Origin of the sequence: Terrilactibacillus tamarindi (genome assembly GCF_009718825.1) — a bacterium.
Classification (GTDB): domain Bacteria; phylum Bacillota; class Bacilli; order Bacillales; family Sporolactobacillaceae; genus Terrilactibacillus; species Terrilactibacillus tamarindi.
This window is the reverse complement of sequence record NZ_WNHB01000024.1, coordinates 40,913-53,838: the sequence shown is the minus strand read 5'-3', so window position 1 is coordinate 53,838 and position 12,926 is coordinate 40,913. Positions and strand designations below refer to the sequence as shown.

Below are 12,926 nucleotides of genomic sequence, written 5' to 3'. Positions count from 1 at the left end.
GAAGTTCCTTAGCCTGTTAGTTCATTTATAATGAACAAAAAATAATTAAATCGTTTCATTTGATCCATCGCTCTTTTTTTCAAAGAAATCAATCGGTGTTACCCGTTTGATATTACGCTTGGCTTTTGTTTAGTTTTCAAGGAACAATCTATTAATTGGTTGTCGCTTATCAGTGCGACTTGATTAGTATATCTCATTTAAAAGACTTTGTCAAGCACTTTTTTTATTAATAAAGATAAAAGCTTGTTTGCTTGACGACTTAACTTATTATATAGGGTTATGATTAAAAAATCAATACCCTAATAATATAAAAGATTATTTAGAATACTTAAAGCCCAAAGTGATGAAAATATTAGTTTCAAAAGCTAAAACAATCCTATGTTAGTCACTTTTTTAAAACACGCTTATATCGTATGCTAGAATCATAGCAAGATTTAAGCCACTTTTATATTTGGTAGCATATGACGACTATATAATAGTAAGAAGTGTCAACATCTTAGACTTTCCACGCCGTCAATTTCCGATTTATATAAAAAGAGGAGCAAATAGCTGCTCCTCATAAATAAACTTAGTTTTCGTCACGATGCCGCATTTGAGGGAATAATAATACATCGCGAATGGAAGGTGAATTGGTCAATAACATCACCAATCGGTCCATACCGATACCTAAACCACCTGTTGGCGGCATTCCGTATTCTAATGACTCAAGGAAATCCTCATCCATCATATGTGCTTCATCATTTCCTTCCGCTCTCTCTCTCACTTGAGCTTCAAAGCGTTCACGTTGATCGATTGGATCGTTGAGTTCACTAAAGGCATTCGCATGTTCTCTACCCACAATAAATAATTCAAAACGGTCAGTAAATCTCGGATCATCAGCATTTTTCTTAGCAAGAGGTGAGATGGCAACAGGATGACCATAGACAAAGGTTGGTTGAATGAGTGTATGTTCAAGCTTTTGTTCAAAGAATTCATTAACAACATGTCCAAATGTCATAGAGTCTTTTACATCAACACCATGTTCATGCGCGAGATCGCGCGCTTCTTGGTCCGTCATTTCTTTCCAGAAATCAACACCCGTAGCTTCTTTAATAAGATCCACCATGTGGACACGTCTCCACTCTGGTTCTAGGTTAATGGTATGTTCACCATATGTGATCGTCGTTGTTCCAAGAACTTTTCTAGCTACATGAGCAATCATATTTTCTGTTAGCGACATAATATCTTGAAAGTCTCTGTATGCTTCATATAATTCAAGCATCGTAAACTCTGGGTTATGACGAGTAGACACACCTTCGTTACGATAAACACGCCCAATCTCATATACTTTCTCGAGACCGCCTACGATTAATCGTTTTAAATGTAGTTCTATGGCAATACGCATGTAAAGAGGCATATCAAGGGCATTATGATGGGTAATAAAGGGTTTTGCTGCTGCTCCTCCGGGAATGCTATGCATGGTTGGTGTTTCGACTTCAAGGAAGCCAATACTGTCTAGATACTCTCTTGTATATTTTAAAATTTGACTTCTTTGCACAAACGTTGTTTTAACATCTGGATTCATAATGAGATCAAGATAACGTTGACGATATCGTTGTTCTACGTCTTTTAGACCATGGAATTTATCCGGTAAGGGACGCATCGCTTTTGATAAAATGTGAAATTCTGTGGCTTTAACGGATAATTCGCCGACATTTGTTTTAAAAGCAATACCTTTAACACTGACAATATCACCTATATCAATTGTTTTAAATACATCGTATTGTTCTTCTCCAACAGCATCTTTACGCACATAAATTTGAATTTGCCCTGTCAAATCTTGAATATGTGCGAAGCCAGCTTTACCTTTACCCCTTTTTGTCATAATCCGTCCAGCTATTGATACGGGTGCATTTTTTTCAGTTAGTTCCTCTTTAGTAAACGAATCAAACTCTTTCACTATCTCTGTTGCAGAATGCGTACGCTCGAATCTCCCTCCGAACGGATTTATCCCTTTTTCATATAACGCATTTAATTTTTCTCTTCTTGCTAATAGCTGGTCATTCATTTCAATTTCCTGACTCATCCCGCGGTTCATCTCCTTAAAATTTAAATCCGTATTCTCAAGTTCTATCTATTTAAGCGCAAACTACCTATGTAATTTACCTCTTATGCATGAACACATTCAAGCTGAAGTATAAAGTCTTGAAGAATTTCTCTTAGTTGATCGCCAGTTTCACATAGATTAATTTTCTTGCGTACATCATTTCCACCCCGGAGGCCTTTCATATACCACGCGGCATGTTTGCGCATCTCTCTTACTGCAATATACTCACCTTTCAACTTCGCTAATCGTTCAAAATGAAGCAAGCAAACATCCACTTTTTCTTTAGGTGTGGGATCATCATATATAACACCTGTTTCGAGATATTGGACAGTACGATATAACATCCATGGATTTCCAAGCGCTCCTCGGCCAATCATAACCCCATCAACACCCGTAGTATCTAACATTCGCTTTGCATCATAGGGTGTTTTTACATCGCCATTCCCAATAACAGGTATGTTTACCGACTCTTTTACCTTTCTAATGATATCCCAATTTGCCTCGCCTTCATACATTTGCACACGAGTCCGTCCATGTACAGCAACGGCCGCGCCTCCAGCTTGTTCGACAGCTTGTGCATTTTCGACTGCAAAGATATGGTCGGAATCCCATCCTATACGCATTTTGACTGTTACTGGCTTTTCTACAACCCCAGCAACTGCAGAAACCATTTCATATATTTTTTCAGGTTCCAATAACCATCTTGCTCCTGCATCACACTTTGTGATTTTTGGAACAGGGCAGCCCATATTAATATCAATAATATCAGCATTGGTGTATTTATCAACATATTGAGCTGCCGCAACCAATGTCTCTTTAGACCCTCCAAAAATTTGTAGGCTTAAAGGTTTTTCACGTTCATCGACATAGAGCATTTGCAGTGATTTTTCATTATGTTGAATAATCCCTTGGTCGGCCACCATCTCAGCACAAACGAGGCCAGCACCAAATTCTTTTGCAATCAATCGAAAAGCAGGATTACAAACACCGGCCATTGGAGCCAAAACAACTTGGTTCTTCATTTCAATGGGCCCAATTTTTAACATGATCATCACCTTTCACACTACTAACCTTACTCAATTGATTTCCATTAACTCCTCTATCGATACATCAAGTTTTTTCGATACCTTCATAATTAAATCTTGACTTGGTACTCGGCTCTCTCTTTCAATTTCTCCTAATATGGATAAGGATATGCCTAACTCCTTGGCAAAATCAACTTGGGTGTAGCCTTTCAATTTTCGAAAAGCCCGAATTCTCCTTCCCCATTGTTCCGTTTCCATAATCGCACTCCCTCATCTTCTTTTCTTTCGTTATATAACTCTGAAACATTTCTATCTATTTTAGGTATAGTTAAGTTTGGATTAAGATCTAATAAAGGAACAAGAACGAATAAACGTTTACTCATCTCAGGATGGGGAACGATTAAGTCCTCCATTTCAATATTCTCTTGATTATAGAGTAAAATGTCAAGGTCGATCGTTCTAGGGCCCCAATGAACCTCTCTTTTTCGGTCTAAAGATAATTCAATCTGTTGAAGCTGATGGAGAAGACCAACCGCAGAGAGTGACGTTTCAATCTTCGCTACCATATTTAAAAAATCGGCTTGTTTCACCGGACCATAAGGCGCTGTTTCATAAATAGATGAACAAGTTATGATGTTGACATTTGGGAGTTGATTCATCTGTTCACAGGCTTTTTGTAAATAATCGATCCGGTTACCCATATTAGATCCAAGTCCAATATAGGATATTGAATGTGTCATCTTAGGCTCGGCTCCTTATAATCTCTACAGCAACAGATTGGTAATGCCCAGGAATTGGGGGATCGGGTTTGATTAGCTTCACTCTACATTCTTTAAGTTTCGGAAAGTGGTCTAGAAGATGTGAAGCAAGGCGTTCCGCCACACTTTCAATCAGTTGATATTTCGGTCCCTCTACGATTTCCTTTGTTAATTCGTACGCTTCAGCGTAATTAATGGTGTCTTCAAGACGATCGTGATCTCCCGCTGCCTTTAGATCTAAGAGTAACTCTAAATCTACAATAAAACGTTGACCTAGTTTGTTCTCTTCTGGCAAAACCCCATGATAACCGTAAAAGGTCATCTGATTAATGTATATCTTGTCGATCTTTCTCACTCGCTTTCAACATAGCATCCATCATCTTTGCCATTCGTGACATGGATAACACATCATGAACTCTCATCAATTGATAGCCTTTCATAATCCCTAAACACACTGTAGCACCTGTTCCCTCTACGCGTTTATCAACAGTCAAATCCAGTGTCTTTCCAATAAAACCTTTACGTGACGTCCCGAGCAATAGTGGATAGCCTAAATCATGAAAAGCATCTAGATTATTCATAACAAGAAGGTTTTGTTCATAGTCCTTAGCAAATCCAATACCTGGATCCAAAATAATTTTATCTGGTGATAAGCCTGCGTCTAATACAAGCTCAATGCTTTCTTTTAAATCGCTTTTCATATCTTCAATTAAATTTTTATAATTAAGGTTATCACGATTATGCATCAAAATAATCGGTACTTGATATTGACTTGCGATGTGTGCCATTTGAGGATCTTTTTTAGCTCCCCAAATATCATTAATTATGTCAGCGCCTGCTTCGATCGCTTGTTTAGCTGTCTCTGCTTTATATGTGTCAATAGATATTGGAACATCAGTATACTCTCTTATGGCTTTAATGATGGGAACTACTCGACTAATTTCTTCATCGAGAGAGATAGGCGTATAACCAGGACGTGTAGATTCACCGCCTATGTCAATGATATCAGCCCCATCACGAACAAGTTCAAGCGCATGCTTAACTGCACGATCGACTCTGTCAAAGTGACCACCATCAGAAAAAGAATCTGGCGTGACATTCAAAATACCCATAATCAACGTCTTATTTCGATAATCTAATTCTTTATTCTTTAATTTAAGAACATGATAGGGAGAAATATTTCCATACGTCATCTATACAAACACCACCTTGAAAAAAATTAATCTATCAGTGAGGTTCAAATTTAATTTCGAAAGTAAATAAAATATAAAAAGGAACATAACATATCAGAAATCATCTATTTGAACATCAATTGTTAACGACAATAAGGTTAGTATAACATGAAGCACACCATGACGTTAACTTTTGTATGGATCATTAGAAGTACAAGAAACTAGACCCACTCGGAACAATTAAAGTCATTGGGGGCTTCATCCCCCATTGATTGTAAGCCTGGACCAGGTAGGCTCACGCGGACAGTTATCCACCTAGGAATGTTCGTTTACACTCATGATTAAGGTGCGGGTCAATAATCACCTTTAATGCGGGATAAAAAGTTTGCACTTAAGCAAAACATGACAGAAGTTAAGAAAACTTAACCTCTAACCAAGTCTTTAACCGTTTATTCGAAATGATACGGCTTATTTCTTTTTATACTGTCAAATTTGTGCAACAAAAAGACCACACGAAGGATCGTTTCGATTTTTTCGTATGGTCACTCATTAAATTAATACATCAAATGTAAATTATGATATTATTCTTCTGTTTGATAAAGTGGTGTACTCAAGTAACGTTCCCCATTGTCAGGGATAACGACAACCACTTTTTTACCTTTACCAAGTTTTTTGGCAACTTCTACACCAGCAGCAATGGCTGCTCCGCCTGATATACCGGATAGAAAGCCTTCTTTAATTCCGACTAAACGGGCATATTTAAATGCATCTTCGTTGGATACTTTAATAACATCATCATAAGCATCTTTATCTAATGTATCAGGAACAAAGCCAGGTCCAATTCCTTGGATTTTGTGAGGGCCGCTTTTCTCTCCTGAGAGGACAGCAGAAGTGTCGGGTTCAACAGCATAGACTTTTATATCTGAAAAATGTTCTTTCAATCTGCGTCCTGCGCCAGATACCGTTCCACCTGTTCCAACACCAGCGATAAACGCATCAAGTTGGTCGAATTGTTCAACAAGCTCTTTACCTGTCGTATTATAGTGAACTTCTGGGTTCGCTTTGTTTTTAAATTGTTGAGGTAAGAAATAACCGTTCTCCTTACTAAGTTCCTCTGCCTTAGCAATAGCTCCATTCATACCAGCTGAACCCGGTGTTAAAACAAGATCTGCTCCATATGCTTTAAAAAGTTTTCTTCTTTCAACACTCATTGTATCTGGCATAACAAGTATCGCTTTGTATCCTTTGGCTGCTGATACTAATGCCAACCCGATACCGGTATTTCCACTTGTTGGTTCGATAATCGTATCACCAGGTTTGAGTATTCCTTCTTTTTCAGCTGCTTCAATCATCGCATTAGCAATACGATCTTTTACGCTACTACCAGGGTTGAAGAATTCCAATTTTGCATATAATTCTGCGTCATTTTCACCTGTTAGACGACCAAGTTTAACTACAGGCGTTTGTCCGATTAGTTCCGTGATTGAGTTTGCGATTGCCATTTTTACCCCTCCGATTTATAAAACATAGTATTCATGTAGGAATGTAAGTCTATATTATCACAATCGTTTATAATGTCAATGCTTTGGGGTGAATATATTCTAATAAATTCAAAAAATAAACAACTTTTGATCTTAGGGGATCATTCATATGATTCACATAAAGCAAGACCAAACATCTTTTTTACAAAGACGCGTCATTTTAATAAGTCTCTTAAGTCATCTTCTGAGAAATAATATTTTTCACGGCAAAAATGGCAGTCTGCTTCTGCACCATGGTCTTCATCAATCATAGCCTGTATTTCTTCGTTACCAAGACCACTAATAGCATTTGCTAATTTTTCACGTGAACACTGACATTTAAAATGAATGGGCATTTTTTCTAGAATTTTATAATGGCCTTCACCAAAAATCGTCAGAAGGAGGTCTTCGGGTGTCTGACCTGCTTCAATAAGCTTGGATATTGGCGGTATGTCACTTAATCTTTTTTCAACTTTAGAAATGATGTCATCCGGTGCATCTGGCATAACTTGAATAATGAATCCTCCAGACGCCTTGATTGAATTGTCTGGATTGACAAGCACACCGACACCCACTGCTGAAGGTATCTGTTCCGATCTTGCAAAATAATACGTAAAGTCATCACCAATCTCACCAGATACTAGAGCTACCCGTCCTGTAAAGTTATCTCTAAGGCCTAGATCTTTTACGACACTGAGAAATCCATTGGTCCCCACTGCTCTTGCCACATCGAGTTTCCCAAATTTATTTAGATCAAAATGAACTTGCGGATTGGTCACATACCCTCTGACTTCCCCTTTAGCGTTCGCATCAACAATAATAACGCCAATAGGACCGCCGCCTTGAATGGTGATGGTCAGCCTCTCATTCCCTTTAAACTGAGCTCCCATCATGGCCCCAGCTGTCATGGTACGACCGAGAGCAGCAGACGCTGTTGGCCATGTGTTGTGCCTCCTTTGGGCTTCTGATACGGTTTCTGTTGTGTCAGTGGTTAAAACTCGTATTGTATTGTCATAAGCTGTCGCTTTAATTAAATAATCACTCACTCAAAATCCTCCTAACAATGACTTTCCCTTTGTCTTTAGTATCATCCAAAAGATGAATTTTTTATCCCGTATTAACGGCGAGTCTTGACCCCCCACTGATGGAAGTTTCACTTTATTTTTGATTTCGTTTATAGATTAAGTACAACCCTTTCAACGTTAGAAAGGGATCAATATAATCAATAACATCTGTTTCACTTGCGATTAATGAACATAATCCACCTGTTCCTACAACTGTAGCTTCTTCCACTGATTGTTTCTTCATTCTTGAAACAATTCCCTCTACTTGTCCGACATAACCATATAAGATCCCTGATTGCATGGCATGAATCGAATTTTTCCCAACAATATGAGGAGGTTTCACGATCTCAATTCGCGGAAGTTTTGATGCTTTTTCATATAAAGCTTCCGTTGAGATATTAATACCCGGTGCAATGGCCCCACCCATATAATGCCCTTTTTCATTGATGTAACAAAAGGTCGTCGCTGTACCAAAATCAATGACAATAAGAGGTGAAGAATAATGGTGTATGGCTGCCACAGCATTTACAATGCGATCCGCGCCAAGTTCTCTAGGATTATCATACTTTAAGTTTAAACCCGTTTTAATTCCAGGCCCGACAATGAGTGGCGTCACGTGAAAATACTTATCACACATTCTCTCCAATGAGAACATGATTGAAGGGACAACTGAGGAAATAATCATAGCCGTAAAATCTGAAAATGTTAAACCAACATGATTAAATAAGTCTTTTATGACCATCGCGAATTCATCTTCCGTTTTATCACGACTTGTTGAGATCCGCCAATGTTCAATTAATTTATCATCATTGTATACACCAATTACCATATTGGTGTTTCCAACATCACAAACAAAAATCATCAAATCACCAATCTATTTTTAATTTATCCCGTAATTACGGCGAGTGAGTAGTGCCCCCTCACCTCAAGGTAATGAGTATAAACGAGCATTCCTAGGTGGGGATAACTAACCACATGAGCCCCTGATTCGTGTGGGGATGAAGGAATCAGTAAGATATCTCGCGTAACATAATCATCATACCGATTTCACTTTATAAAAAAAAGAAAGATGCCTCCTTAAGGAGACACCTTCACGAGATACGACACTTAAAATCAAAATTCTCTTTTAGATTTAATTTTATAAATCTTTATCATCAGGTTTTTTTAATTCATCGATTTGTGGCTTCGATTGTATGTTAACAGTCACATCGTCTGCCTCGTCATCAGAAGCATAGCGATTATGATTAGCTTCAATCAATTTACCTGTTTCATACAATGCTTTAATTTGATCTGCTTCAAGTGTTTCAACGTCTAACAATGTTTTTGCGATCAATTCCAGTTTCTCTTGATCTTTTGTGAGGATCTCTCTACAACGTTCATAACACCCTTTGATAATACGCTGTACTTCAGTATCGATTTCGTAAGCAATGGTATCACTATAGTTAGGTTCATTTTGGAAATCACGACCTAAGAAGACCTGCCCACTTTGAGTGTGACCAAATTGCATTGGACCCAGTTTGTCACTCATCCCAAATTCTGTAACCATGCGTCTTGCAATACCTGTTGCTCTTTGGAAATCATTGCTTGCCCCAGTACTCACTTCGCCAAATGTAATTTCTTCAGCAACACGTCCACCAAGTAGACCAACAATTTGTTCTAAAAGTTCTGGTTTCGTCATGAAATAACGATCTTCTTTTGGTAAAGAGACAGCATAACCACCTGCTTGACCTCTAGGAACAACGGTTACTTTATGGACCGTTGCAGCACTGTCCAAGTTTAAACCAATAATTGTATGCCCTGATTCATGATAAGCAACAATGTTTCGTTCTTTTTCCGAAATGACACGTGATTTCTTAGCGGGACCTGCAATAACTCTCTCAACCGCTTCATCAATGTCTTCCATTTCAATTTGTTTTTTATCGGATCTTGCAGCGACAAGAGCCGCTTCGTTTAATAGGTTCTCGAGATCCGCACCTGAGAATCCAGGTGTTAATTTTGCAACCGTTTTTAGATCAATTTTCTTATCGAGTGGTTTGTTACGTGCATGAACACGTAGAACTGCTTCTCTCCCTTTCAAGTCAGGGCGTCCTACAGGAATTTGTCTATCAAAACGACCTGGTCGTAGAAGAGCTGGGTCTAAGATATCAGGTCTGTTTGTTGCCGCGATAATAATGATTCCTTCATTAGCGCCAAAACCATCCATTTCAACGAGAAGTTGGTTCAATGTTTGTTCACGTTCATCATGACCCCCACCGAGACCCGCTCCACGTTGGCGACCTACTGCATCAATTTCATCAATAAAAATGATACAAGGTGAATTTTTCTTAGCGTTATCAAATAGATCACGTACACGGGAGGCACCGACACCGACAAACATTTCGACAAAGTCAGAACCACTAATCGAGAAGAAAGGAACTCCTGCTTCTCCTGCAACGGCTCTGGCAAGTAATGTTTTACCTGTACCCGGAGGACCAACTAGCAAGACCCCTTTAGGTATTCTCGCACCGAGAGCTGCAAACTTTCTTGGATCTTTTAAGAAATCGACAATTTCGATGAGCTCTTGTTTTTCTTCATCTGCACCCGCAACATCCTTAAATGTCACCTTTTTCTTTTCTTCAGAATAAAGTTTTGCTTTACTTTTACCAAAGTTCATGACACGGCCGCCGCCGCCTTGAGCTTGATTTAGTAAGAAGAATATTAAGAAGAAAATAATGACAAAAGGAATGATTGTTGTAAGAAATTGAATCCAACCACTTGTTCTTTCTTGAGGTTTAACTAATACATCTGGTTGATTTTTTGTTGCAAATGTAATTTGGTTAAGTGCTTTTTCAGTGGATGGAACATACGTTTTAAATGTTGTATTCTTGTCATCTGATAACTTACCCGTCGCTAGATAGACCACACCCTCTGGTTGTAGACTTAGATCTTTCACATCACCCTGCGTTAAGTGTTGTTGAAAATCTGTATAGCTTAATGATTTAACATCTTGATTGGTTCTTGTCAAAAAGCTCACAATTCCAATAATCACTAAAAAGATAAAAACATATATAATGGTGTTTCGAAATATTCGATTCATCCCTTACCTCCTCCCGCAATAAAAAGCCATATTTAATAGTAACATAATGGTATTGCCCTCACAAGCCACACACTCTACATGTATATTTCAGGTTTTAAGATCCCGATATACGGCAGATTGCGGTATTTTTCAGCATAGTCTAACCCATATCCAACTAAGAAAGCATCTGGAACAGTGAAACCTGTTAAATCAGGGACAATATCAACCTTTCTTCCTGAAGGTTTATCTAGCAAGGTCACGATCTTAATGGACTTTGCTTTTCTTGTTTTAAAAAGGTCAACAAGGTAACTTAGCGTTAAACCACTATCAATAATATCTTCTAATATGAGAATATCACGTCCTTCAACAGAAGCATCCAAATCTTTGATTATTTTTACTTCACCTGAAGATACAGTAGAATGACCATAACTTGATACGTCCATAAAATCCAATTCCAAATGAACATCTATACGTTTAATGAGATCCGCCATAAAAGGCAGAGCTCCTTTTAACACCCCAACAACTAGTGGAAATCGATTATAATATTCATCAGAAAGCTTCTTGCCAAGTTCTTTGATCTTTTCTTGAAGTGCCTCCTCTGTAAAAAGTATCTCTTGTAAATCTTCCTTCATTCTGTCTTCCTCCCAAGCTTAACTGTCGGTAAAAACGTTATTTTTATAAAGGCACTTTTTTCTTGACCTCTAGGTTTAGGTTGTCTCTGTCTGAGTAAAGGTAACCATAAAACACGATCATTTGCATCTACCAAAATGGGCCATATTGCACGCTCATTTCGCTCAACCTTTTCATTAATAAAGATGCTTTTTAACTTTTGTGTTCCTGACATTCCTTTAGGTCTTATCCGATCTCCGTGACAACGGGTTCGAATCTTAAGGGGCTCACAAATATCTGTCATTTTCAAATAGATCGTATTCGATGTATTAGACGTTGACTGATATGCATCCGCAAATTCAACTGTAAAATTTCCGGTTGGACATTTTGTCGTCCCAGGTATAGACAGTATGGTTTGATAAGCATTTATTGAGTCGCTTTCAATATTAAATGAAAATAAACAGGTATTGTAAGAGCGTTTTACAACAAGACCATTTGGCAAATGTTCCTCACTTGATGGATGATCTGTTTGAAGTAATTGAAGCAGTGCTTCGATATGTATAGAATGATGCAGTGACAACAAGCCTTTGTTAGAATATAGATAATTTAATATTAGATGAATTACTCTTCTTTGTAAAGGTAAAGGGATCTTTAAAAAAGTACTAATATCAATCCGCAAGCCCTGTTCCGAATCATTTAATATCACACGATCTACATGTTCCTTAGCAAGTTGTTCAAGGTATCGTTGATCTTCAGTCATCCGCTCGCTCATATATTGAAAACGAACGTGTACTTTTGGATTCTCCTTTTTTAGAAATGGCAAGATGACATGTCTAAAACGGTTGCGAACATAGTCACAAGACATATTACTATTATCATATCTTGGCGAGATACCATACTCCTTACAATACTGTTCTAGATGATACTTTGTCACACATAAAAAGGGTCTGATAATATGGCCTGTTGCAAAAGGTCGTTTAACAGGTATACCTGCAAGAGAAACACCAAAGCTTCCTCGAACCTGTCTCATAAGCATTGTCTCTACTTGGTCGTCGCCATGATGGGCGAGTGCAAGAGAATTTGCCTGATGGCTTGTCATCACTTCCTTAAACACATGATACCGACATTTTCTTGCTGCAACCTCTACACTTAGATGATGCGCATTTTTATAGGCTAATACATCCATACGTTTACCATAGAATAATATGTCCATTTCTTTACAATATGATTCGACATATTCCATATCGTCTCGTGATGCATCACCTCGTAGCATATGATCCACAGAACAGGCTATAAGCTTTAAATTCCACTCTTTTTGAATACTGTGGAGATAATGTAAAAGAGCCATCGAATCAGGTCCACCTGATACGCCAACAATGATCGTTGTATTCGGCTGCAAGAGATCATGTTGTTTAATGAATTGTTTAACGAATGACCGCAAGTGCCTCTTTCCTTTCTTACCCTTTCAAAAAAAGTTTTTCCTCTTAATCCAAAACTTTTGTAAAAAGACAGGTCATTAAATAGTCTATAAGAGCTTATCGCCCGTTTAGTGGCACGTTACTCTTCTAGTATTCTTCTTATACCCGCTTTTTTCCTCTTAGTGCGTTTCAAAAAGGTGATAAATTAGAAACAAGAAG

General features: G+C 38.1%; 12 protein-coding genes. All 12 read right to left on the bottom strand.

What is annotated here, in order from left to right:
- Positions 1-568 precede the first annotated feature (568 nt).
- The 12 genes from lysS to tilS all read right to left on the bottom strand — a co-directional run bounded on the left by lysS (position 569) and on the right by tilS (position 12,730).
- Complete coding sequence (gene lysS / locus GMB86_RS13440) at positions 569-2,065, bottom strand: lysine--tRNA ligase (RefSeq protein ID WP_155220769.1); 1,497 nt, start codon at positions 2,063-2,065, stop codon at positions 569-571.
- A gap of 83 nt (positions 2,066-2,148) precedes the next feature.
- Positions 2,149-3,132: a tRNA dihydrouridine synthase DusB gene (gene dusB / locus GMB86_RS13435; protein ID WP_155220767.1), complete on the bottom strand. Its 984-nt coding sequence runs from the start codon at positions 3,130-3,132 to the stop codon at positions 2,149-2,151.
- A 30-nt stretch (positions 3,133-3,162) separates the two neighbouring features.
- Positions 3,163-3,369: a helix-turn-helix domain-containing protein gene (locus tag GMB86_RS13430; protein ID WP_141191698.1), complete on the bottom strand. Its 207-nt coding sequence runs from the start codon at positions 3,367-3,369 to the stop codon at positions 3,163-3,165.
- Entirely contained in the window at positions 3,321-3,851 is a 531-nt protein-coding gene (gene folK / locus GMB86_RS13425; protein WP_155220765.1) for a 2-amino-4-hydroxy-6-hydroxymethyldihydropteridine diphosphokinase, read from the bottom strand. The genes GMB86_RS13430 and folK overlap by 49 nt, the downstream gene beginning before the upstream one ends.
- A 1-nt stretch (position 3,852) precedes the next feature.
- Positions 3,853-4,215, bottom strand: coding sequence for a dihydroneopterin aldolase (folB, locus tag GMB86_RS13420; RefSeq protein ID WP_329602936.1), 363 nt, complete (start codon positions 4,213-4,215; stop codon positions 3,853-3,855).
- Complete coding sequence (folP, locus tag GMB86_RS13415) at positions 4,196-5,062, bottom strand: dihydropteroate synthase (protein WP_155220763.1); 867 nt, start codon at positions 5,060-5,062, stop codon at positions 4,196-4,198. The genes folB and folP overlap by 20 nt, the downstream gene beginning before the upstream one ends.
- 560 nt (positions 5,063-5,622) lie before the next feature.
- Positions 5,623-6,543 (bottom strand): cysteine synthase A, encoded by a 921-nt coding sequence (gene cysK / locus GMB86_RS13410; protein WP_155220761.1) that lies wholly within the window; start codon positions 6,541-6,543, stop codon positions 5,623-5,625.
- 194 nt (positions 6,544-6,737) lie between these two features.
- The gene (hslO, locus tag GMB86_RS13405) at positions 6,738-7,607 is read right to left on the bottom strand and encodes an Hsp33 family molecular chaperone HslO (RefSeq protein WP_329602934.1); all 870 of its coding nucleotides are present in this window, start codon (positions 7,605-7,607) and stop codon (positions 6,738-6,740) included.
- Positions 7,608-7,719: 112 nt separating this feature from the next.
- A complete protein-coding gene (locus tag GMB86_RS13400) occupies positions 7,720-8,487 on the bottom strand; it encodes a type III pantothenate kinase (protein WP_196220231.1) in 768 nt (255 codons plus the stop codon).
- 276 nt (positions 8,488-8,763) lie between these two features.
- Entirely contained in the window at positions 8,764-10,701 is a 1,938-nt protein-coding gene (gene ftsH / locus GMB86_RS13395) for an ATP-dependent zinc metalloprotease FtsH (RefSeq protein ID WP_155220757.1), read from the bottom strand.
- Between the two features lie 74 nt (positions 10,702-10,775).
- Positions 10,776-11,312 (bottom strand): hypoxanthine phosphoribosyltransferase, encoded by a 537-nt coding sequence (gene hpt / locus GMB86_RS13390; RefSeq protein ID WP_155220755.1) that lies wholly within the window; start codon positions 11,310-11,312, stop codon positions 10,776-10,778.
- Positions 11,309-12,730 carry a tRNA lysidine(34) synthetase TilS gene (gene tilS, locus GMB86_RS13385; RefSeq protein WP_155220753.1) on the bottom strand — a complete coding sequence of 474 codons (1,422 nt, stop codon included), beginning with the start codon at positions 12,728-12,730 and terminating at the stop codon, positions 11,309-11,311. The genes hpt and tilS overlap by 4 nt, the downstream gene beginning before the upstream one ends.
- Positions 12,731-12,926: the final 196 nt, after the last annotated feature.

Coding starts and splice junctions, on each gene's coding strand:
- lysS (WP_155220769.1), bottom strand. CDS start 2,065: ATGAGTCAGGAAATTGAAATGAATGACCAGCTATTAGCAAGAAGAGAA.
- dusB (WP_155220767.1), bottom strand. CDS start 3,132: ATGTTAAAAATTGGGCCCATTGAAATGAAGAACCAAGTTGTTTTGGCT.
- GMB86_RS13430 (WP_141191698.1), bottom strand. CDS start 3,369: ATGGAAACGGAACAATGGGGAAGGAGAATTCGGGCTTTTCGAAAATTG.
- folK (WP_155220765.1), bottom strand. CDS start 3,851: ATGACACATTCAATATCCTATATTGGACTTGGATCTAATATGGGTAAC.
- folP (WP_155220763.1), bottom strand. CDS start 5,062: ATGACGTATGGAAATATTTCTCCCTATCATGTTCTTAAATTAAAGAAT.
- cysK (WP_155220761.1), bottom strand. CDS start 6,543: ATGGCAATCGCAAACTCAATCACGGAACTAATCGGACAAACGCCTGTA.
- GMB86_RS13400 (WP_196220231.1), bottom strand. CDS start 8,487: ATGATTTTTGTTTGTGATGTTGGAAACACCAATATGGTAATTGGTGTA.
- ftsH (WP_155220757.1), bottom strand. CDS start 10,701: ATGAATCGAATATTTCGAAACACCATTATATATGTTTTTATCTTTTTA.
- hpt (WP_155220755.1), bottom strand. CDS start 11,312: ATGAAGGAAGATTTACAAGAGATACTTTTTACAGAGGAGGCACTTCAA.